The organism is Mesorhizobium sp. M0954 (assembly GCF_040319155.1).
Lineage (GTDB): Bacteria > Pseudomonadota > Alphaproteobacteria > Rhizobiales > Rhizobiaceae > Mesorhizobium.
The window spans coordinates 35,880-57,488 of sequence record NZ_JAMYNR010000029.1; the positions used below are offsets into that span (position 1 = coordinate 35,880).

The following is a 21,609-nucleotide window of genomic DNA, read 5'->3' on the forward strand; positions in this document are numbered from 1 at the left end:
TCCCCTGGAAAGCGCTCGTAAAGGGATTCGTCTAGACCTGCCTGGACGATTTGTAGACGTTGACGCCGAGTTCGCGAATCTTCTTGCGCAGTGTGTTGCGGTTGAGCCCCAGCAATTCCGCAGCCTTGATCTGGTTACCGCGCGTCGCGGTCATTGAGGCGAGGACCAGCGGATATTCGACCTCGGAGAGGATTCGCTGATAGAGCCCGGCAGGGGGCAAGTCGCCGGCAAACGAGGCAAAATAGCGTTGCAGGAAATGCTCCACCGCCTGGCCGATGGAAAGGTCGTCGGGAATGAGGTTGCCGCCACCTGGAACGACAGGCCTTTCGCCGGTCTTCAACTCCGCCTCGATGATCTCCGCGGAGATCTCGTCCTGCGAATACAGTGCGGCCAGCCTGCGGATGAGATTTTCGAGTTCGCGCACATTACCGGGCCATGGGTAGCGCTTCATCAGCTCGATGCCGCCGGTGGAAATGCGCTTGGTCTGCAAGCCTTCACTGACGCCGAGCTTGAAGAAGTGGCGGACGAGGTCCGGAATGTCCTCCGAGCGCTCGCGCAGCGCCGGCAGCCTGAGCGGCACAACGTTCAAACGGTAGAACAGGTCCTCACGGAAAAGCCCCTGATTGATCAGCGTGCGCAGGTCCTTGTTGGTGGCAGCCACGATGCGCACGTCGGTCTTGATCGGCGTGCGGCCGCCGACCGTGGTATATTCGCCCTGCTGCAGCACACGCAGCAGCCGCGTCTGCGCTTCCATCGGCATGTCGCCGATCTCGTCGAGGAAGAGCGTGCCGCCTTCGGCCTGCTCGAAACGGCCGGTGGAGCGGTTCTGTGCGCCGGTAAAGGCGCCCTTCTCGTGCCCGAATAGTTCCGATTCGATCAGGTCGCGTGGGATCGCCGCCATGTTGATGGCGACGAAGGGGCCACCACGACGACGGCCGTATTCATGCAGCGCGCGCGCCACCAGTTCCTTGCCGGTACCCGATTCGCCCGAGATCATCACCGTCAGGTCGGTCTGCATCATGCGCGCCAGCATGCGGTAGATGTCCTGCATGGCCGCCGAGCGGCCGACCAGCGGCATCGTTTCCGGCGGCTCGTCGGCCCGCGTATCGATCTTCGGCCGCCGCGGCTCGGAAAGAGCGCGGTTGACGATGTTGAGCAGCTCGGTCAGGTCGAACGGTTTCGGCAAATACTCGTAGGCCCCGGTTTCGGAGGCACGAATTGCTGTCATGAACGTGTTCTGCGCACTCATGACGATGACCGGCAGTTCCGGTCGCGCCTTCTTGATGCGCGGTAGCATGTCGAAGGCGTTCTCGTCGGGCATGACAACGTCGGTGATGACCAGATCGCCCTCGCCCGCCGCCACCCAGCGCCACAGCGTCGAAGCGTTGGAGGTGACACGCACGTCGTGGCCGACGCGCGAAAGCGCCTGGTTGAGGACTGTGCGGATGGCCGCATCGTCGTCAGCGACGAGAATATTGCCGCGAACGGTCATTTGCGGTCTCCTTCAACGTCGTCGTCGGTGCCAAACTGGGTTTCTTTCCACGCCGGCATCAGGATGCGGAAGGTGGTCCCGCGCGGCGTCGATTCGCATTCAATGATGCCGCCATGCTCGCCGACGATCTTTGCGACCAGCGCCAGACCGAGACCGGAGCCGTTCGGCTTAGTGGTGATGAAGGGATCGAACAGGATCGGCAGAATATCTTCGGAGACACCCGAACCGTTGTCGCGCACGCAGAATTCCAATGGCAGCGACACGCGGTCCTGCGTTCCGGGCACGGAAACACGGATGCCCGGGCGGAAGGCGGTCGACAGCATGATCTCGCCCTGCGGATCGCTGCCGATCGCCTCGGCGGCATTTTTTACCAGATTGAGAAACACCTGGATGAGCTGGTCGCGATTGGCAAAAACCGGAGGCAATGATGGATCATAATCCTCTAATATCTTGATCCTCTTGGCAAAACCGTTCTTGGCGATTGCCTTGACATGGTCGAGCACGACATGGATGTTGACGGGGTAGCGGTCGATCGGCCGCTCGTCCGAAAACACCTCCATGCGGTCGACCAGCGAGACAATGCGGTCGGTCTCGTCGGTGATCAGCCTGGTCAGTGCGCGATCCTCGTCGGACGCCGACAGTTCAAGCAGCTGCGCGGCACCACGAATGCCGGACAGCGGGTTCTTGATCTCATGGGCAAGCATCGCGGCAAGGCCGGTGACCGAGCGCGCCGCACCGCGATGCGTCATCTGCCGGTCGATCTTGTCGGCCATTGAGCGTTCCTGGAACATTACCACGACGGAGCCTGGAAATTCCGTCACAGGCGCGACGTAGAGATCGACCACCTTCTCGATGCCGAGCCGCGGCGACGACACGTCCACCCGGTATTCGTTGACTGGCGCCCGGCGCTCGCGCACCTGGTCGACAAGCGTCAGCAGCGGGCTGCCGAAAGGAATGAGCTTGTGCAGCGTGTTGCGGGCGAGCATCGTGGCGCTCGAACGGAAAAAATCCTCGGCATCGGCATTGGCGAAGGTGATGAAGCCTTGCGGATCGACCATGATCACCGGCCGACGAATGGTGTTGAGCACAATATGCGCGGCGTCCGCCATATCCGTGCTCTGTGTGACGGTGGCGTTCATGCCGCACTCCGCAGGTTCGCTGCTTCGGGAGCGCTCGAAAATACGTCGCGCAGCAAGGCAATGACGCGCCCAGGCTCGAAAGACGTGAGTATGGCCTTGCGCCGGTCGTCGCTTGTGGCGGCGTGGCGGTCGAGATACCAGCCGAGATGCTTGCGCGCCTGGCGCACTCCGCTTTCCTCGCCATAAAGCGCCAGCATGTCTTCGTAATGGGCAATGACGTAGTCGGACAGCGCTTGCGGGCTTTCCGGCATGCCGGATACCGGCTCGGCCAGCGCGGCCGCTACAATGCTGCCGGCCGTCCAAGGCGCGCCATAGTGCGCGCGGCCGACCATCACCGCGTCGGCGCCAGACTGCTCGAGGATCGACGCTGCCTCCGCCGGCGAGCCGACATCGCCATTGGCAACCACAGGGATCGAGACGGCCTGCTTGACGCGTGCGATGGCACGCCAGTCGGCCGTGCCCTGATAGAACTGGCAACGTGTGCGGCCATGCACCGTCACCATCATCACCCCGGCCTGCTCGGCGCGTCGCGCCAGCATCGGCGCGTTGAGCGCGCCTTCGTCCCAGCCGAGCCGCATTTTGACCGTGACCGGCACGTCGACCGCGCCGACTACCGCTTCGATCAGCGACAGCGCGTGGTCGAGATCTCGCATCAGTGCCGAACCGGCATAGCCGCCCGTCACCTTTTTGGCCGGACAGCCCATGTTGATGTCGACGATGTCGGCGCCTTCGCCGGCTGCGATTCGCGCGCCCTCGGCCATGTGCGCCGCCTCACGGCCGGCAAGCTGGACCATGTGGACAGGCAGCCCGGAATGACGGATGCGCAGGCCGGAACCAGCCCTGCCCTTTGCAAGCTCGCCGCTCGCCACCATTTCCGATACGACCAGCCCGGCGCCATGCGCATGGGCGCGTTGCCGGAACGGTTCGTCGGTGATGCCCGACATGGGCGCGAGAAATACGCGATTGCGGATTCTCACGCCACCCACATCCAGCGGCGAAGCCAATTTGGTCACATCAGGCATGCACAAAAACCAAGCACCTTCGGTTGCTGCACATTCTCTAGCCAGAACGGCGGCAATGTGCAACGCGCAATGTCGTGACATTAAGGCGCATTTGGGAAAAATACGGATCGCCGCACCGCATCAATCCTGGGTCTTCCAAAAGCGATACCACTTTTCGGGATCATGCGTTAAGCGTCTCGGCATGAGAGATGCGAGCGAAAAGCAAGCTGCGGACGACAAGGTCGCCGTGGTCATCGTTGCTGCCGGCCGCGGCGCGCGCGCCGGACAGGCCAAGGGGCCGAAGCAGTACCAGCAAATCGGCGGCGGCGCCGTTATCGCACGCACGCTCGGCGCCTTTCTGACGCATCCGAAGATTGGACCTGTCGTCGTTGCTATCCATGCCGACGACGGCGCGCTTTTCCGCCGTGCGGCCGGTGCGAACGCCGACCGTGTCGTCGCGGTGACCGGCGGTACGTCACGGCAGGAGTCCGTCCGCCTTGGACTGCTGGCGTTGAGAAGCAATGCGCCGGGCCGGGTCTTGATCCATGATGCGGCCCGGCCGTTTGTCGATGCGGAACTGATAGACCGCACGATCGCCGCCATTGGCGAGCGCCAGGGGGCACTGCCTGCCTTGCCGGTTGCCGATACGCTCAAGCGCGAAACGGCCGAAGGCATGATCGGCGAAACCGTGTCCAGGGCCGGGCTTCATGCCGCACAGACACCGCAAGGCTTTCCGTTCTGGCCGATCCTGGCTGCGCACGAAAAGGCTCATCATCTGGGCAAAGCGGATTTCACCGACGATGCGGCAATCGCCGAATGGGCGCATATTCCGGTGAAGATCGTTCCCGGCTCGCCGGACAACGTCAAACTGACCTGGGCACGGGATATTGCAATGGCGGATCAGCGGCTTTCCAGCGCCCCGCGTTTTCCCGACATCCGAACCGGCAATGGCTATGACGTCCATGCGTTCGTGCCCGGCGACCATGTCACCCTGTGCGGCGTCGCCATTCCACACGATAGGAAGTTGTCCGGCCATTCGGATGCCGATGTCGGTCTCCACGCCTTGACCGACGCCCTGCTCGCCACCTGCGGCGCCGGTGACATCGGCACGCATTTCCCGCCCTCCGACCCGCAGTGGAAAGGGGCCGCTTCACGCATCTTCGTCGAACACGCGGTGAAGCTGGTGCGCGCGCGCGGCGGACGCATCGCCAACGCCGATATCACCCTGATCTGCGAGGCGCCGCGCGTCGGCCCGCATCGCGAGGCCATGACCGAAGCGCTTTCGGCAATGCTGCGAATTTCGCGCGATCGCATCTCGATCAAGGCGACAACCAATGAGAAGCTCGGCTTCGTCGGCCGTGAGGAAGGCATAGCGGCCATCGCGACTGCCAGCGTTGTGTTTCCAGGGGATGTCCCTGAATGAGCAATAGCGGTCTCGCAGATGCCCTGCTTAAGGCCTGCCAGCAGCGCGGCATGATGCTGGCGACGGCGGAGAGCTGCACCGGCGGCATGATCATCGCCGCGCTGACCGACATCGCCGGCTCTTCCGCGGTGGTCGATCGCGGCTTCATCACCTATTCCAACCAGGCCAAGACCGAGATGCTCGGCGTCTCGGCCGCTACGCTCGAGGCGCACGGCGCGGTCTCGCGCGAGACTGCGGTGGAGATGGCGGCCGGAGCCTTGGCGCATTCGCCGGCCGGGCTCGCCCTGGCGGTGACCGGCATCGCCGGTCCGGACGGCGGCTCGGCGGAAAAACCTGTCGGCCTGGTCTGGTTCGGCGTTGCCGTGGCTGGCCGGCCGGTAGTCAGCGAATGCCAGCTGTTCGCCGACAAGGGCCGCGATTACATCCGCAGGGAGACGGTCCGTCATGCGCTTGAACTGGGTCTGCGCGCGCTCGCTGCGGATCAGGCCGTCGATGGCGCGCCGTAGATGATTTCGGCCCGTTTCTCGAACGCCTCGGAGAACATGCGGAAGGCGCGGTCGAACATGGTTCCCATCAACGCACCCAAAATGCGGCTCTTGAACTCGTAGTCGATAAAGAAGCAGACGTTGCAACCAGCGCCGTCCGCCGGGTCGAAGCGCCAGACATTGCTCAGATATTTGAAAGGGCCGTCGATGTATTTGACATCTATGGCGTTCTCGTCCGGCTTCAGCAGCACCTGCGTGGTAAAGGTCTCGCGGATCGCCTTGTAGCCGATGCTCATGTCGGCGATGAGCAAGGTGCGCCCGTCGCGTTCCTTGCGTGAGCGAACCGTCAGTGCCTCGCAAAGCGGCAGGAATTGCGGATAGGATTCGACATCGGCGACCAGAGCGAACATCTGCTCCGGCGTATGCGCAACGCGGCGATGGGCTTCGAATTGTGGCATAAAACCAGTGTTAGGCGGACTTTTTGAGAAACGCTTCGCGCGCCGCGCGCAACCTGGCAAAGTCGTCCCCGGCATGGTGCGACGAGCGCGTCAGCGGGCTCGACGCTACCAGCAGGAAGCCCTTGGTCCTGCCGATCGTCTCAAAGGACTTGAATTCCTCCGGCGTGACGAAGCGGATCACCGGATGGTGCTTCTTCGACGGCTGCAGATATTGGCCGATGGTCATGAAGTCGACATTGGCCGAACGCAAATCGTCCATCAGCTGCAGAATTTCGTTCCGCTCCTCGCCAAGGCCGACCATGATGCCGGACTTGGTGAAGATCGAGGGGTCAAGCTCCTTGACCCGCTGCAAGAGCCTGATCGAGTGGAAATAGCGCGCGCCCGGCCGAACCGTCAGATAGTTAGACGGCACGGTCTCGAGATTATGGTTGAAAACATCCGGCCTGGCCGCCACCACGATCTCCAGCGCACCGTCCTTGCGCAGGAAATCGGGCGTCAGGATTTCGATCGTCGTCGACGGGGTTGCTGCCCTGATCGCACGGATGACATCAGCAAAATGCTGGGCCCCGCCGTCGGCCAGATCGTCGCGATCGACGGAGGTGATGACGACATGGCTCAAGCCCATTTGCTTGACCGCATGCGCGACGCGCGCCGGCTCGTCGGGATCGAGTGCGGTCGGGATGCCGGTGGCGACATTGCAAAAGGCGCAGGCCCGCGTGCAGATCTCGCCCATGATCATGAAGGTGGCGTGCTTCTTCTCCCAGCACTCGCCGATATTGGGGCAGCCCGCCTCTTCGCAAACCGTCACCAGTTTGTGAGACTTCACGATTTCGCGCGTCTCGGCATAGCCTTTCGACATCGGCGCCTTGACGCGGATCCAGTCAGGCTTGCGCAGTACGTCCTGATCCGGCTTGTGCGCCTTTTCGGGATGCCGCAGGCGCGGCGCATTGGCAATCGTGTCGAGGACGGTGACCATGTGAAACCCGGCTCATTGGCAAGCGCTTGTCCAGCGCTCGCTCTACCCACGTCATCTAGGACTTTTCGGAGAAAAGAAAAAGGCCGCGATCACGCATGCCGCGGTGGCCTTTTTCGCATAGCAAGTGCCGACAGAGGTTAGCGGCGCACCAGTCGTCCGACCGCAATCAGAATGCAGGCACCGATGAAGCCGGTGATCAGATAGGCTATCCAGCCGACGCCGAAGATGCCGATGTTCAGGGCCTGCAAGATGGCATTCAACACTATTGCGCCGACAATGCCGAGAACGATGTTCATGAGGATGCCGGTATTGCTCTTCATGACCATCTCGGCGAGCCATCCCGCCAGGCCGCCGATGATGATGGCTGCAACCCAGCCCACGCCGTTCATTTCCATATGCCCTCTCCTTGTATGATGGATGATGCCTGCGAAACGAATTGCTCTGCCGTCGAGTTCCTCTGTGTCTTCCGTGTGAGACTCGCCCAACTAATTTATCATGCATTCAGTGCGCGGCCATAGGCGTCGAGTACACTCTCCTTCATCATCTCCGACAGCGTCGGGTGCGGGAAGATCGTGTGCATCAGCTCTTCCTCGGTGGTCTCCAGATTCATCGCCACGACGAAGCCCTGGATCAGTTCGGTTACTTCTGCGCCGACCATGTGGGCACCCAGCAACTGGCCGGTCTTCTTGTCGAAAATGGTCTTGACGAAGCCTTGGTCTTCGCCCAGCGCAATCGCCTTGCCGTTTGCGGCGAACTGGAAGCGGCCGACGCGGATGTCCTTGCCATCGGCTTTCGCTTTGGCTTCCGTCAGTCCGACCGAGGCGACTTGCGGATTGCAATAGGTGCAGCCCGGGATCTTCAGCTTGTCGATGGCATGCACGCCGGGGAAATTGGCGATCTTTTCCACACAGACCACGCCCTCATGCTCGGCCTTGTGGGCGAGCATCGGCGGTCCGGCAACGTCGCCGATGGCGTAGACGCCCGGCACATTTGTCTTGCCGTAGCCGTCGACGACGACGCAACCGCGGTCCGTCTTCACGCCGAGCGTCTCGAGGCCGAGGTTTTCGATGTTACCCTGTACGCCGACGGCCGAGATCATACGATCGGCGGTGATCTTCTCGACCTTGCCGTCCTTCATCTCGACATGCGCCGTGACCGAGTTAGTGCCCTGCTCGACCTTGGTCACCTTGGCTTCTAGAATGATCTTCATGCCCTGCTTCTCGAACTGCTTCTGCGCGAATTTCGAGACCTCGGCGTCCTCGACCGGCATCACAGCCGGCAGCAGTTCGACCACCGTCACCTCGGCGCCCATGGTGCGGTAGAACGAGGCGAACTCGATGCCGATGGCGCCCGAGCCCATCACCAGCAGCGATTTCGGCATCTCTTTCGGCACCATGGCCTCGAAATAGGTCCAGATCAACTTGCCGTCCGGCTCGATGCCGGGCAATGCGCGCGGCCTCGCTCCGGTCGCCAGAATGATGTGCTTGGCGCTGTAGGTGCCCTCGCCCTTGACGCCCTTGGGCGCCGGCGGCTGCGGCTCCATCGGCTTCTTCGACGATTTCGACACGACGATCTCGCCAGGTTTGGTCAGCTTGGCTTCGCCCCAGATGACGTCAACCTTGTTCTTTTTCATCAGGAAGCCGACGCCGCCGTTGAGCCGCAGCGAGACCTTTCGCGAGCGATCGACGACGGCGGCTGTGTCGACGCTGACCTTGCCATCGATCTTCAGGCCGTAGTCCTTCAGATGATCCGAATAGTGCATGATCTCGGCGGAGCGCAGCAGCGCTTTGGTCGGAATGCAGCCCCAGTTGAGGCAGATGCCGCCCAAGTGCTCGCGCTCGACGATCGCCGTCTTGAAGCCAAGCTGGGCCGAACGCACTGCAGTGACATAGCCGCCGGGGCCGGAGCCGATGATGATGACGTCGTAGTTCTCAGCCACGGCTTTCTCCTTCACAATTCCAACATGAGGCGCACGAGCGGCGCCAGCGCTTGCCCGACGTTCCGCGTGTTTTCTGCGTCCAGGTGGACGCCGTCGAGCGGCGTGGTTTTGGCTACCGTGCCGGCATCGAAGAAGCCGCAGCCGGCCTCGTCGGCAAGGGCGGAATATTGCGGCGCCAGCCGCTTTGACGCGTCATCGCCGCCGGCGAACATTTCCTTGAACTCGGCGTTTTCCGTGCGGCTGACTACGGGCGGCGCGACGATCAGGATCTGCGGCGCCGGCCAATCGAACGGGTAATCGTGACCGCGCACGATATCGATCAGGCGTTGCATGCCTTGCTTGGCCGCGACCGGATTACCATGAATCCACGGCTTCATATCGTTGGCGCCGAGCATGATGACGATCAAGTCGATCGGTGCGTGCGTCGTCAGGATGGTTGGCAACAGCCTTGCGCCATTGCGGTCCGCTCCGGCCAAGTGATCGTCAAAGGCGGTGGTTCGGCCATTCAGGCCTTCGGCGATGACCTCGACGCCGCTGCCCAATGCCGCCTGCAGCACGCTCGGCCAGCGATCTTCCAGCGGATGCCGGCCGAGGTTTGCCGCGTCATAGCCCCAGGTAAGCGAATCGCCGTAGCAGAGGACCGTCTTCATGTGCCTGCCCCGCCGAAACCCGGTTGCGAGCGCGCCAATCGCCAGCGCACGAAAAGCCACTGGACCAGCACCGTAGCGATGCCTGGCAGGACGAGACCTGCGACTACGGGAAGATCGCCCGACCACTGGCTCTTGCCTGGGGGCTGGGAGAAAGTCCAGCCGATCAGGGCAACTCCAACGAGCACAAAAAACGCTACCCCTATGATCGCCGTCAGCTTTGTTGCCCGTCGTGGGTCCGACATGAATTGTGCGATGAAGAACGCGACCGTCACGAGGACGGTGACGAGAGCCGAGATCATGAACACAAGGATGTACTCTACGTCGGCATTGGTAGCGACGGCGAGCCACTGCGCCACCAATCCGCCCGCCAAACCGGAAAGAAAGAAGGCAAAAAGGCTGGTGAAGAATTTCCGCACCGCCCTGTTCCCCTCTCTTAAACCAGCATGCCCATCGGGTTTTCGACCATGCGTTTGAAGGCGACGAGCAACTCGGCGCCGAGCGCACCGTCGACGGCGCGGTGATCGGTCGACAACGTCACCGACATGATCGTGGCGATCTTGATCTCGCCGTTCTTCACCACTGCGCGTTGCTCGCCGGCGCCGACCGCCAGGATCGTCGCATGCGGCGGGTTGATGACGGCAGAAAAATCCTTGACGCCGAACATACCGAGATTGGACACCGCCGTGGTGCCGCCCTGATATTCTTCCGGTTTCAGCTTGCGACTACGGGCGCGGCCGGCAAGATCCTTCATCTCGTTGGAGATGACGGACAGCGTCTTTTCATCGGCACGCCGGATGATCGGGGTGATCAGGCCGCCGGGGATCGACACGGCAACGCCGACATCGGCATGCTTGTGCTTGACCATGGCGTTTTCTGTCCACGACACATTGGCATCCGGCACCGCCATCAGCGCCATGGCCAGAGCCTTGATAACCATGTCGTTGACCGAAAGCTTGTAGGCCGGCGTTTCGCCCTTCTCGGTCTTCTTCGCCGGGGCGGCCGCATTGATCTGCGTGCGCAGGGCCAGAAGCGCGTCGAGCTCGCAGTCGAGCGTCAGATAGAAATGCGGGATGGTGGTTTTGGCCTCGACCAGCCGCCGCGCAATGGTCTTGCGCATATTGTCGTGGGGGACCAGCTCGTAGGAGCCTTCGGCAAACAGTTTGAGCACCTGCTCGTCGGACATTGGTTTGGGTGCTGCGGCCGCAGGCGCCGGAGCGCCGGCGGGCGCCGCTTTTGCTGCTGGTGCCGCCTTGGCGCCGCCACTGGAAATTGCGGCATCGACATCGGCCTTTACCACGCGGCCGCGGGGGCCGGAGCCTGTCAGCGCCGCGACATCTATACCAGCTTCGCTGGCGATGCGCCGGGCCAGCGGCGAGGCGAAGATGCGCTCACCGTTTGCGGATTGGCTGATCTCCCCCCGTGTGGGGGAGATGGCCGGCAGGCCAGAGGGGGGCGCCTCGCTCCCTGCGGCAGGAGGGACAGCGCCCCCCTCTGTCGACTTCGTCGACATCTCCCCCACGGGTGGGGAGATTGGTGCTTTGTCCTGCTTCGCCTCAGCCTTTGCCGGCGCGGCGCCGTCACCGCTTTTCGCGGCGGCCGCCGCATCCTCGCCCTCAGCCGCCAACACCGCGATCAGCGCATTGACCTTGACGCCTTCAGTGCCGGCCGGAACCACCAGCTTGGCAACCGTGCCTTCGTCGACGGCTTCGACTTCCATCGTTGCCTTGTCGGTCTCGATCTCGGCAATCACGTCGCCGGGCGAAACCTTGTCGCCCTCCTTGACCAGCCACTTGGAAAGGTTGCCCTCTTCCATTGTGGGCGACAGCGCCGGCATGGTGATGTTGATAGGCATTTTGTCCTCCCGCCCTGCTCAGCGATACGTGACGGCTTTGACCGCCTCGACGACCTCGCCGACATTGGGCAGCGCCAGCTTTTCGAGGTTCGCCGCATAGGGCATCGGCACGTCCTTGCCGGCAATTGTAATGACCGGTGCATCGAGGAAATCGAAGGCGCGCTGCGAGACCTGATTGGCGACATGGTCGCCGACCGAGTTCTGCGGAAAGCCTTCCTCGACCACCACGAGGCGATTGGTCTTTTTGACCGAGGCGATGATCGTGTCGAAGTCGAGCGGGCGGATGGTGCGCAAGTCGATTATCTCGGCATCGATGCCCATGCCGCGCAACTCCGCCTCGGCCTTGATCACGTAGGTCATACCGATGCCGAACGAGACGATGGTCACGTCCTTGCCGGATTTGTGAATGCGCGCCTTGCCGATCGGCAGCACGAAATCGTCCATCTTCGGCACGTCGAAGGAGTGGCCGTAAAGGATTTCGTTCTCGAGGAAGATGACCGGGTTCGGGTCACGGATCGCCGCCTTGAGCAGACCCTTGGCGTCGGCGGCGGTATAGGGCATCACCACCTTCAACCCGGGAACATGGCTGTACCAGGCGGCATAGCATTGCGAATGCTGCGCGGCGACGCGGGCAGCCGCGCCGTTCGGGCCGCGAAAGACGATCGGGGCGCCCATCTGGCCGCCGGACATGTAGAGCGTCTTGGCGGCTGAATTGATGATCTGGTCGATCGCCTGCATGGCGAAGTTGAAGGTCATGAATTCGACGATCGGCTTCAGGCCGGCCATCGCCGCGCCAACACCAACGCCGGCAAAGCCGTGCTCGGTGATCGGCGTGTCGACTACGCGCCGCGGACCGAATTCCTGCAACAGGCCTTGTGTGATCTTGTAGGCGCCCTGGTACTCGGCGACTTCCTCGCCCATGACGAAGACGTCGCCGTCGCGGCGCATTTCCTCAGCCATTGCGTCGCGCAACGCTTCACGCACCGTGGTCGAGACCATTTCGGTGCCGGCCGGGATGTCCGGATCGGCGGCAATTTCCAGCCTGGGTGCGGCGGCAACAGGTGCTGCCGCTTCGCTCTTGGCCGGAGCAGCAACGGGGGGCGGAGCAGCCGCGGGCGCTGCCGCTTGCGACACGACAGCCTCCTCGCCAATGCCTTCGCCCGCCTCGTCGATGTCTTCGCCATCGACGGCCAGCACAGCGATCAGTGTGTTGACCTTGACGCCTTCGGTGCCGGCAGGAACCACGATCTTGGCAAGCGTGCCGTCGTCGACGGCTTCGACTTCCATCGTTGCCTTGTCGGTCTCGATTTCGGCAATGGCGTCACCGGCCGCGACCTTGTCGCCTTCTTTCTTCAACCACTTCGAAACATTACCCTCTTCCATGGTCGGCGAGAGGGCGGGCATGAGAATTTCGATCGGCATGTCCTTGCCCTCTCGTTAAAGTACGATGTCGGTCCAGAGCTCGGACGGATCTGGCTCCGCGTCGTTCTGGGCAAATTCTGCGGCGTCGGCGACAACGTCGCGGACTTCCTTGTCGATGGCCTTGAGTTCGTCCTCGCTTGCCCATTTCTTATCGAGCAGCCGCGCCTTAACCTGCTCGATCGGGTCACGTTCGGAGCGCATTTTCTGCACTTCTTCCTTGGAGCGGTATTTAGCCGGATCCGACATCGAATGGCCGCGGTAACGATAGGTCTGCATTTCGAGAATGAGCGGCCCGTTGCCGGCGCGGCACCATTCGGCGGCGAGGTCGCCGGCTGCCTTTACAGCGCGCACATCCATGCCGTCGACCTGGATGCCTGGAATCTTGAAGGACGCGCCGCGGTGCGAGAAATCCGTCTCGGCCGACGAGCGCGAGACCGAGGTGCCCATGGCGTAGCGGTTGTTCTCGATGATGTAGATCACCGGAAGCTTCCACAGCGAGGCCATGTTGAAGCTTTCGTAGACTTGGCCTTGATTCGCCGCGCCATCGCCGAAATAGGTCAGCGTCACATTGTTGTTGCCGCGATAGCGGTTGGCGAACGCAATGCCGGTGCCGAGCGACACTTGCGCGCCGACGATGCCGTGGCCGCCGTAAAAATGCTTCTCCTTGGAGAACATGTGCATCGAGCCGCCCTTGCCTCTGGACAGGCCGCTACGGCGCCCGGTCAGTTCGGCCATGACGCCGCGCGGCGACAACTCCATGGCCAGCATATGACCATGGTCGCGATAGGCGGTGATCATCTGGTCGCCATCGATCAGCGCCATCTTCATGCCGGTAACGACCGCTTCCTGCCCGATGTAGAGGTGGCAGAAACCGCCGATGAAGCCCATGCCGTAAAGCTGGCCGGCCTTTTCCTCGAAGCGGCGGATGAGCAGCATGCGCCGGTAGGCGGCAAGCTCCTGGTCTTTGGTGAATTCAACAGGCTTTGGGGTGGAAAGGCCCGGCGTTTTGCCGTCCGATTTGGATTTGGCAGGCGCTTTTCTGGTGGCGGTGGCCATGCATCACTCCCTGTTGGCGTCTCTTGGCGGACAGCGAGGGAGATCAGTTCTCCCACCGATTTGAGGCAGGCTAACATGCAGGGAAGGCTTTCGCCATGCCGAAAACGCATGGCTGTCATGCATCTAAGCAATTAAAATCATTGCAAATATCACCGATTAACTGAAATCCGGTTATCTTGCAACCGGCAGCATGATGGTGATCTCGTCCGCGTGGGACAGATTAAGCGCCTTGCGCGCCTGCTCGTCCAGCATGTCCTTCTCCAGGGTGCCCTCATGCATCAGCTGAACGCGGCGCTCGAGATCGATCCGGCGCGCCCTGACGGCATCGAGCCTGCCCTGCAATTCGGCAGTCTCAGCTTCGAGCTGATACTTGGAATAGATGCCGAACTCGCCATGATAGGCATGGAAGCCGAAATAAGTCAGGAACACCACGCAGAGCGAGGGGATGATCAGCCGGCCGGTGTTTCTTTGCTTGTGCTGGCGTGTCCACATGGTCCGAATCCTCTACGCCGCCTTTGTCGCCCGATTGTGCTTAATGGACGGTTACAGCCTGTTGGATTCAGAGCCAGGAAGCAAAAAAGGGCGGGAATGTCCCCGCCCTCGCCGCCACGGATTTTCTCTCGAAATCAGCTTTTCACGATCGACTTGCCGGCATATCGCGCCTGCTTGCCGAGCTCCTCCTCAATGCGGATGAGCTGGTTGTACTTGGCCATGCGATCCGAGCGTGACAGCGAGCCCGTCTTGATCTGCCCGCAATTGGTGGCAACGGCGAGGTCGGCGATGGTCGAATCCTCGGTCTCGCCCGAGCGGTGCGACATCACCGCGGTATAGCCGGCCTTGTGCGCGGTCTCGACGGCGTCGAGCGTTTCGGTAAGCGAGCCGATCTGGTTGACCTTGACCAGGATCGAATTGGCGACACCCATGCGGATGCCGTCGCGCAGCCGCGCCGTGTTGGTGACGAACAGATCGTCGCCAACCAGCTGCGTTTGCTTGCCGATGAGATCGGTCAGTATTTTCCAACCGTCCCAGTCATCCTCCGCCAGGCCGTCCTCAATGGTGATGATCGGGTAGTCGGCAGCAAGTTTGGCCAGATATCTGGCCTGCACCTTCGGGTCGCGGGTTTTCCTCTCGCCTTCATAGACGTAGTTGCCATCCTTGAAGAATTCGGTCGCCGCGCAGTCGAGGCCCAGCGCAACCTCCTCGCCGGGCTTGAAGCCAGCCTGCTCGATCGATTCCATGATGAAGTCGAGCGCGGCCGGCGCGCTCTTCAGGTTGGGGGCAAAGCCGCCCTCGTCGCCGACATTGGTGTTATGGCCGGCGTCCTTCAGCTTCTTTCGCAGCGTATGAAAGATCTCCGAGCCCCAGCGCACGCCGTCGCGCAGCGTCGGCGCGCCGATCGGCAGGATCATGAATTCCTGGAAATCGATCGGGTTGTCGGCATGCGCGCCGCCATTGATGATGTTCATCATAGGCACCGGCAGCACATGGGCCTTGGTGCCGCCGACATAACGATAGAGCGGCAGGTCGGCCGCTTCGGCCGCAGCCTTGGCCACAGCCAGCGACACGCCGAGGATGGCATTGGCGCCGAGCCGGCTCTTATTGGGCGTACCATCGAGCTCGATCATGGTCTGGTCGATATGGATCTGATTCTCTGCCTCCATGCCGCCGATCGCCTCGAACAGCTCGCCGTTCACCGCCTCGACCGCCGTGAGCACGCCCTTGCCGAGATAGCGGGGGCCGCCATCGCGCAGTTCGACCGCCTCATGCGCGCCGGTCGAGGCGCCGGAAGGCACCGCGGCGCGACCCATCGAACCGTCTTCGAGCACGACGTCGACCTCGACGGTCGGATTTCCGCGGCTGTCCAGGATTTCACGCCCGACAATGTCGATGATGGCCGTCATTGCGATGTCCCCGATTGATCGATTGAAGCGTCGCGCACCTCTTAGCCAAAGCGCCGCAAAACGCAATCGGGGCACTTGCAAATATTGCCCGCGCGCTACGGATTCACGAAGCACGAAGCGCTGTCATCATTTGTCATACGCGGCATGCCGGTTTCTGGTTTATGGCTGTTGTCGCGCGGGGCGAAACAGGAGGAGTTTCGCCATGTCCCAGTTGAGCGGTATTGTGAGTTTGTTCCTGATCGCGGCTGCGTTCCTGACGTCGTGCGACAATCAGCAACCCCCGCAGGGATCGTCGCCTTTGCCGGCCCTGCAGATTGCGCAGTAGCATCCCGCCACATCGAAAGGCCCCCGATTTCCCGGGGGCCTTTTTGATTCCAGGAGACTTAGTCAGTGCCAGTAAGGTCAGTGCCAGTAAGGCTCGACCTTGTAGTAGTTATATGAGGCATCACGCGCGGCCTCGCCGTCGGCGCCGGTCAACTCGTTGATCGAATAGGAAGGAGCGGCCATCAGCTGGTCTTTGGTGAACGGCACGACATAGCCGCCCTTGTTCTCGTCATAGTCAAGGCTCGCCCACGGAATGGCGTGGTATTTCTCGCCGATGCCGAGAAATCCACCAAAACCGATCACGGCAAACATGATTCCGTTCGACAGCTTGTCGAGCATGACGTCCTCGATGTCGCCGATATGAGTGCCTTCCGTATTGTAGACCGATGTGCCGATAACCCGCGAAGCGGCGATGGCTTCGGTGTGTCCCGTCTGGGTCGTCATGGTGTGCTCCTCGTCGTCGTTGACATTAGATTTTGACAATGAGGGCCGCGGGCTAAGGTTCCAGGCAGGTTCGAAATTCTTCAAAGTTTCCTGGCGGCGCTGCTGTGGCGCAACTGCTGGTTCAACCCACGCTTTTGGCAATGCGATCGAACGCCATCAGCCGTTCAAGCAATGCGGGAAGATCCTTTAGCGGCACCATGTTGGGACCGTCGGAAGGCGCGTTGTCGGGGTCCTGGTGCGTCTCGATGAAGACGCCGGCGACGCCAACCGCGACGGCCGCGCGCGCCAGCGTCTCGACAAAGCGCCGGTCGCCGCCAGACGAACCGCCCTGCCCACCCGGCTGCTGCACGGAATGGGTGGCATCGAAAATCACCGGCGCGCCGATCTCGGCCATGATCGGCAGCGCCCGCATGTCGGACACCAGGGTGTTGTAACCAAAGGATGCGCCGCGCTCGGTGACCAAGACATTGGCGTTGCCGGAGCCGATGATCTTGGCGACGACGTTCTTCATGTCCCACGGCGCGAGGAATTGCCCCTTCTTCACATTGACCACCTTGCCGGTTCTTGCCGCAGCAATCAGCAAATCGGTCTGGCGGCTGAGGAAGGCAGGAATCTGCAGGATATCGGCATGCGGAGCGACGATCGCGCATTGTTCCTCAGTGTGGACGTCGGTCAGGATCGGCAGCGCAAAATTCCTGCGCAAGTCGTCGAAGATCGGCATTGCCGCTTCAAGTCCCGCGCCGCGCGTGCCGCCAAGCGAGGTGCGATTGGCCTTGTCGTAGCTGGTCTTGTAGACGAGCCCAATGCCGAGCCTGTCGGTCAATTCCTTTAGCGCACCGGCCATGTCGAAAGCGTGCTGCCGCGATTCCAGCTGGCATGGACCAGCGATCAGCGATAGGGGCGCGCTGTTGCCGAAAATGACTTTGCCGACCGCAACGGAAGAGTTCGGCATCAGTGGATTGAGCTTGTTCATGCGATCTCCCGGAAAATGAAGGCTGCGCCCTGCCCTGGCGCCGGCGGCACGATGGTATCACCGCCGCGCATGTGGTGTTCGACAGAATTGGCTGCAAGCAGCTTGGCGACGGCATCGCCGTGCCTAATCGAAAAGACGATCCCGGCAAAGCGGAGTTCAGATGGTGCGCCGGCAGGAATGCCGAAGCGTGCCGAATAGGCTGCAGGATCCAGAACGGTCACGACGGCATTCGGCAGCTCATAGACAGTGCCGCCGCCCTGCGCCTCGATTCCGGCTGCGATCGAAATCAAACGGCCTTGTTCGAAAGGTTCGCCAGTGACTGCCACGACTTCGACAATGCCGGTTGCGCCATTAGCGTGGGCCTGCAACGCAGTGCGGTCGACGTTCGGCGCATTGATCCGCTCGCAGGCGAAGAGAAAAGCGTCCGCTGTCTTGCCTGTAGCCGCGAAGGCCAGTTTGAACGATGCGGTATCGCTCTTTCCCGCCGCATCGGTGAAGGCGCGCGAAAAGCTTAGCGCGTTTCCCGCCGACAGACCGGCTTCCATGTAGCGCGCGTGGTCCGCGGCGGCGCTTTCGGTGCCCAGCGCCACGGCAGAAAATCCTTCATCGCCGTTTTCTTCGCGATACGTGCGATCACGCACGACAAAGACATTGCGGTTCGCGATCGCCGTTGCCACGGCCTGCCGGTCAGCGACCGCGAGCGGCTCGAGATAGGTGCCGTCGGTGAGAAAGACACAGCAGTTTTGCGTTCCGAAAGGGTGGATACCTGTCGGCGCAACGGTAAAGCCGAGCAGGGCCAAGCGCGCCCGCGCAACATCGAGGCTTGCTGTCGGCAGCACCAGGTGATCGAGCGGATGAGGCCTTGCGGGGGTGTTTTCGGTCATGTCCCGCGCGATGTGCCTCATTCCTGAAAATGGTTCAAGGGCTTAGCCGGTGCCTCAGCGGCGATCGCAGGCCTCGGCCGCGAGGAGCCGACTTGCCGCCCGCAAAAATCATCCTAGCTCATTGCTATGGGAAGAGACCTTTTCATCGCCCTAGCCGTTATTGCGATAGCAGTTATCGCCGTGCTGATCTGGAACGCGCCAAAGCGGCCGGGCGTCGATCCGACCGAAACCTCCGCGGCTCAGACGGAGTGAAGCGGGCTACGGCGCGGAGCCCCTCCGCGACGTCAAATCTGCCTTGGGAGGCGGTCAACTTGCAACGATGTCGGCCGAATAGCGTAATTCGCGCAGAGGTTTGACCCGGCTGGTCGTCTCTGCATAGAGCGGATGCGCCTTGTAGGCGGCGAGCGCCGCTTCGTCCTCGAACTCGGCGTAGACGACCACATCGATCTCATCCGAGAGCGGGTCGACCTTGGTGTTGAGCGTTACCTCGAAATGACGCGAATGAGGTATCTTGCCAAGCGCCAGGAGGCCCGTGCGCACTGCCTCGACATCCGCTTTATGCCGTGCGCTGAAGAAAACGATATGCCGGATCAACCCAGCCTCCTCGACCGTTGGACCGGCGTTCTTTTGTGTCAGCGGCAGCGTGCCGTCAATCGGCAGGTTTGTCGCGTCTGCGAACCGTAGGTGCGAAGAGAAACTACACCATGCTCGTTACATAGTGCACGATGCGGGTCACCTCCCTGACCGTCCTGTCGAGGTAGCGGCCTTGGTTGTAAATGCCGTCCCAGATCAGGAAAAAGGTGACAGTCGTGATGACGATGACATAACGCATGACTAAAACTAGCGCATATGGACGGTTGCAACCATAGCGATTCCAACGCTGCTGGGGACCCTTCCCCGAATTTAATGGCCTTTGTGGTCTGTCTGCTGCGATGCTTGCTGGCCAGAATGGCGCTACCGCCACAGGGCGCCTTGGAAAGATAACCCCGCTCGGCTTCGACGACCGCTTCCCGCCTCGATCGACCGACTGCCACACGATTATTCCGGCGGGATTTCGACGGACGCGCTGGATCCGGTCATGCCGCCGTCAAGCGGCGTTTCGCACCACCTGCTTGAAGAGGCCCCCTGTCTCAAACGGATTGGCCGTATCGGGGCAGTATCTTAACGCTGAGACAGTTTCGAGCCGACGTTCAAATCCTCGCCTCAAAGAGTGATGCGGTATTTTGCAAAGCCCGCTTCGCCCTCGCCCGCCGGCTCGATCTTCAGCGACTTCACTTGCGCAATAAACTCCTTCGCCTTGGCGCCGGTCTCGAATACGACGCTGGTTCCCGGCAGTGGCGCAAACGACCAGTTGGCGTCCGCCGACGGGTTGATGGTGCCTTTGCTGACGATATAGCGCACGATCACATCGCGGTTGGTGTCGGGCGCTTCGTAGATGATCTTCGAGGCATTGATCTCCGGGAAATTGCCCCCGCCGCCGGCTCGGTAGTTGTTGGTGGCGACGACGAATTTCCGCTTGGGGTCAATCGGTTTGCCGTCGAACATCAAGTCAATGATGCGGGTCGAGCCAGCATTCACCAGCCCGCCCTTCGAATCATATTTCGGTGGCTGCGACAGATCGATCTTGTATGTGACGCCGTCGATCACGTCGAAATTATAGGATGGGAAGTCAGTGTTGATGAGCGCCTGGTCGGCTTTGCCCGGTTCGATCCGGTTGAAGATGCCGGCCGACATTTCCAGCCATTCCTTCACCTCTGCCCCGGTGATTTCAACGGCGCGCACCGTGTTTGGATAGAGGTAGAGATCGGCGACGTTCTTGATGGCGATATCGCCCACCGCCACGTCGGTGTAATAGTCGGCGCCGTTGCGCCCGCCGGCCTTGAACGGTGCCGCCGCCGACAACAGCGGCATATCCTTCCACTCTGTGTTCTTCAGGATGTCCTTCAAATACCAGGTCTGCGCCTGGCTGACGATCTGCACCGATGGATCATCGGCGACCAGCGCAAAATAGGAATAGAGCGGCGCCGAGGTTTTGCCGACCGGCCGGCGCACATAGGCAAGCGTCGCCTCGTGGTCCTGTTTGAGCGCGTCGATGATGCGCTGGTCGTCCGCGACGGTCGGCTTGTTCGTCTTGTCGACCCGCTCAAAGATCGGCCTGGCCTCAGAGGTCGTCGAAACGATTTTCCATGTCGATCCGTCGCGCTCCAGCAACAGATCGATCAGCCCCATGTGCGAGCCCCAGAAGCCGGCCATGACGGCGGGCTTGCCTTGCAACGTGCCTTTCGCCGTATCGACGGCGTCCAGCGACTGAAAGTCCTTCTTGCCGGGGAAGACCAGATGCTGGTGGCCGGTGAACACCGCATCGATACCTTCGACACCGGCAACGAAGAAGGAGGCGTTCTCCATCATGTCGCTTTGCTTCACGTCGATGCCGGAATGGGAGAGCGCAATGACGATGTCGGCGCCTTCTTCCTTCATTTGCGGCACCCACGCCTTGGCCGCCTCGACGATGTCGCGCGTCTTGACACTGCCCTCGAGATTTTTCAGGTCCCAGACCATGATCTGCGGCGGCACGAAGCCGATGATGCCGATCCTGATCGGTTGCTCGGCGCCCGACCCGTCTTTGATCTTCCTGTCGAGGATGACGTAAGGCTTGAGATAAAGCTTGTCGTCGCGCGGGTTCGCGGCGAGCTCCGTGCCGCGGGTCAAATTCGCGCAGACAAACGGGAAATTGGCACCGGCCAGCACCTTGTCCATGAACGACAGGCCGTAGTTGAACTCGTGGTTGCCGAGCGTCGAGCATTCGTAGCCGAGCAGGTTCATGCCCTTCATGACCGGATGCAGATCGCCATCCTTCATCCCCCTCTCGTAGGCGATGTAGTCGCCCATCGGGTTGCCTTGCAGAAGGTCGCCATTATCGATCAGCATCGCGTTGGTTGCTTCCTTGCGCACGGCTTCAATCAACGATGCCGTTCGCGACAGCCCCATCGTGTCGTTAGCTTTGTCGGCGTAGTAGTCGTAAGGCAGCACATTCACGTGGATGTCGGTCGTCTCCATAATCCTCAGATGCGCCTGATTGGCTTGAGCCCGGGCGGAGAACGGGTGCAGCATGATCAGCGCTCCGCTGGCGGCAACGCCGGCGAGGAAATCGCGGCGTGAGACGAGGTGGCGCAATTGGGACATTCGTTTT

The 21,609-nt window shown here is 61.6% G+C and carries 23 protein-coding genes; 3 read left to right on the plus strand and 20 right to left on the minus strand.

Annotated features, from left to right (window positions below):
* Positions 1-31: 31 nt before the first annotated feature.
* Genes ntrC through dusB form a run of 3 tightly spaced genes read right to left on the minus strand, consistent with a single transcriptional unit; the run spans position 32 to position 3,653 of the window.
* Entirely contained in the window at positions 32-1,492 is a 1,461-nt protein-coding gene (gene ntrC / locus NKH93_RS27860; RefSeq protein ID WP_254817199.1) for a nitrogen regulation protein NR(I), read from the minus strand.
* Positions 1,489-2,631 carry a two-component system sensor histidine kinase NtrB gene (locus NKH93_RS27865; RefSeq protein WP_352747246.1) on the minus strand — a complete coding sequence of 381 codons (1,143 nt, stop codon included), beginning with the start codon at positions 2,629-2,631 and terminating at the stop codon, positions 1,489-1,491. Before NKH93_RS27865 ends, ntrC begins: the two co-directional genes overlap by 4 nt.
* Positions 2,628-3,653, minus strand: coding sequence for a tRNA dihydrouridine synthase DusB (gene dusB, locus NKH93_RS27870; protein WP_352973662.1), 1,026 nt, complete (start codon positions 3,651-3,653; stop codon positions 2,628-2,630). The genes NKH93_RS27865 and dusB overlap by 4 nt, the downstream gene beginning before the upstream one ends.
* A 181-nt stretch (positions 3,654-3,834) precedes the next feature.
* Here dusB and NKH93_RS27875 point away from each other — a divergent pair, with 181 nt between their 5' ends.
* Both NKH93_RS27875 and NKH93_RS27880 read left to right on the plus strand, forming a co-directional pair.
* The gene (locus tag NKH93_RS27875) at positions 3,835-5,055 is read left to right on the plus strand and encodes a bifunctional 2-C-methyl-D-erythritol 4-phosphate cytidylyltransferase/2-C-methyl-D-erythritol 2,4-cyclodiphosphate synthase (RefSeq protein ID WP_352502929.1); all 1,221 of its coding nucleotides are present in this window, start codon (positions 3,835-3,837) and stop codon (positions 5,053-5,055) included.
* Positions 5,052-5,561 (plus strand): CinA family protein, encoded by a 510-nt coding sequence (locus NKH93_RS27880; RefSeq protein ID WP_352833569.1) that lies wholly within the window; start codon positions 5,052-5,054, stop codon positions 5,559-5,561. The genes NKH93_RS27875 and NKH93_RS27880 overlap by 4 nt, the downstream gene beginning before the upstream one ends.
* Here the strand turns inward: NKH93_RS27880 and NKH93_RS27885 are convergent.
* From NKH93_RS27885 to eno, 11 genes are all read right to left on the minus strand, one after another.
* Positions 5,537-5,998, minus strand: a complete 462-nt coding sequence (locus tag NKH93_RS27885) for a type II toxin-antitoxin system RatA family toxin (protein ID WP_352471840.1) — start codon at positions 5,996-5,998, stop codon at positions 5,537-5,539. The genes NKH93_RS27880 and NKH93_RS27885 overlap by 25 nt on opposite strands.
* A 10-nt stretch (positions 5,999-6,008) precedes the next feature.
* A complete protein-coding gene (gene lipA / locus NKH93_RS27890; RefSeq protein WP_352471839.1) occupies positions 6,009-6,974 on the minus strand; it encodes a lipoyl synthase in 966 nt (321 codons plus the stop codon).
* Between the two features lie 137 nt (positions 6,975-7,111).
* Entirely contained in the window at positions 7,112-7,369 is a 258-nt protein-coding gene (locus NKH93_RS27895) for a GlsB/YeaQ/YmgE family stress response membrane protein (RefSeq protein WP_023675081.1), read from the minus strand.
* A 98-nt stretch (positions 7,370-7,467) separates the two neighbouring features.
* Positions 7,468-8,913 carry a dihydrolipoyl dehydrogenase gene (lpdA, locus tag NKH93_RS27900; RefSeq protein WP_352471838.1) on the minus strand — a complete coding sequence of 482 codons (1,446 nt, stop codon included), beginning with the start codon at positions 8,911-8,913 and terminating at the stop codon, positions 7,468-7,470.
* A gap of 11 nt (positions 8,914-8,924) precedes the next feature.
* On the minus strand, positions 8,925-9,563 hold the full coding sequence (locus NKH93_RS27905; protein ID WP_023675083.1) for an SGNH/GDSL hydrolase family protein: 639 nt from the start codon (positions 9,561-9,563) through the stop codon (positions 8,925-8,927).
* Positions 9,560-9,979 carry a hypothetical protein gene (locus tag NKH93_RS27910; protein WP_352973663.1) on the minus strand — a complete coding sequence of 140 codons (420 nt, stop codon included), beginning with the start codon at positions 9,977-9,979 and terminating at the stop codon, positions 9,560-9,562. Before NKH93_RS27910 ends, NKH93_RS27905 begins: the two co-directional genes overlap by 4 nt.
* Positions 9,980-9,996: 17 nt before the next feature.
* On the minus strand, positions 9,997-11,415 hold the full coding sequence (locus tag NKH93_RS27915) for a pyruvate dehydrogenase complex dihydrolipoamide acetyltransferase (protein ID WP_352822152.1): 1,419 nt from the start codon (positions 11,413-11,415) through the stop codon (positions 9,997-9,999).
* 18 nt (positions 11,416-11,433) lie between these two features.
* Positions 11,434-12,837, minus strand: coding sequence for a pyruvate dehydrogenase complex E1 component subunit beta (locus NKH93_RS27920; protein WP_352542001.1), 1,404 nt, complete (start codon positions 12,835-12,837; stop codon positions 11,434-11,436).
* A 15-nt stretch (positions 12,838-12,852) separates the two neighbouring features.
* A complete protein-coding gene (gene pdhA, locus NKH93_RS27925) occupies positions 12,853-13,893 on the minus strand; it encodes a pyruvate dehydrogenase (acetyl-transferring) E1 component subunit alpha (protein WP_352502934.1) in 1,041 nt (346 codons plus the stop codon).
* A gap of 171 nt (positions 13,894-14,064) precedes the next feature.
* A complete protein-coding gene (locus NKH93_RS27930; RefSeq protein ID WP_023675088.1) occupies positions 14,065-14,385 on the minus strand; it encodes an FtsB family cell division protein in 321 nt (106 codons plus the stop codon).
* A gap of 134 nt (positions 14,386-14,519) precedes the next feature.
* Positions 14,520-15,794 carry a phosphopyruvate hydratase gene (gene eno, locus NKH93_RS27935; RefSeq protein ID WP_352471834.1) on the minus strand — a complete coding sequence of 425 codons (1,275 nt, stop codon included), beginning with the start codon at positions 15,792-15,794 and terminating at the stop codon, positions 14,520-14,522.
* 202 nt (positions 15,795-15,996) lie between these two features.
* Between eno and NKH93_RS27940 the strand changes: the two genes are divergently transcribed.
* On the plus strand, positions 15,997-16,119 hold the full coding sequence (locus tag NKH93_RS27940; RefSeq protein ID WP_084642452.1) for a hypothetical protein: 123 nt from the start codon (positions 15,997-15,999) through the stop codon (positions 16,117-16,119).
* A gap of 77 nt (positions 16,120-16,196) precedes the next feature.
* Here the strand turns inward: NKH93_RS27940 and NKH93_RS27945 are convergent, their stop codons facing one another.
* From NKH93_RS27945 to NKH93_RS27970, 6 genes are all read right to left on the minus strand, one after another.
* Positions 16,197-16,562, minus strand: a complete 366-nt coding sequence (locus tag NKH93_RS27945) for a PRC-barrel domain-containing protein (protein WP_023675091.1) — start codon at positions 16,560-16,562, stop codon at positions 16,197-16,199.
* 121 nt (positions 16,563-16,683) lie between these two features.
* Entirely contained in the window at positions 16,684-17,535 is an 852-nt protein-coding gene (gene kdsA, locus NKH93_RS27950; RefSeq protein WP_352874370.1) for a 3-deoxy-8-phosphooctulonate synthase, read from the minus strand.
* Positions 17,532-18,419 (minus strand): VOC family protein, encoded by an 888-nt coding sequence (locus tag NKH93_RS27955; protein ID WP_352973664.1) that lies wholly within the window; start codon positions 18,417-18,419, stop codon positions 17,532-17,534. The genes kdsA and NKH93_RS27955 overlap by 4 nt, the downstream gene beginning before the upstream one ends.
* Positions 18,420-18,725: 306 nt before the next feature.
* The gene (locus tag NKH93_RS27960; protein WP_254817185.1) at positions 18,726-19,013 is read right to left on the minus strand and encodes a Dabb family protein; all 288 of its coding nucleotides are present in this window, start codon (positions 19,011-19,013) and stop codon (positions 18,726-18,728) included.
* A gap of 103 nt (positions 19,014-19,116) precedes the next feature.
* Positions 19,117-19,251: a hypothetical protein gene (locus NKH93_RS27965; RefSeq protein ID WP_292655342.1), complete on the minus strand. Its 135-nt coding sequence runs from the start codon at positions 19,249-19,251 to the stop codon at positions 19,117-19,119.
* A gap of 371 nt (positions 19,252-19,622) precedes the next feature.
* Positions 19,623-21,602, minus strand: a complete 1,980-nt coding sequence (locus NKH93_RS27970) for a bifunctional 2',3'-cyclic-nucleotide 2'-phosphodiesterase/3'-nucleotidase (RefSeq protein ID WP_352973665.1) — start codon at positions 21,600-21,602, stop codon at positions 19,623-19,625.
* Between the last annotated feature and the right edge of the window lie 7 nt (positions 21,603-21,609).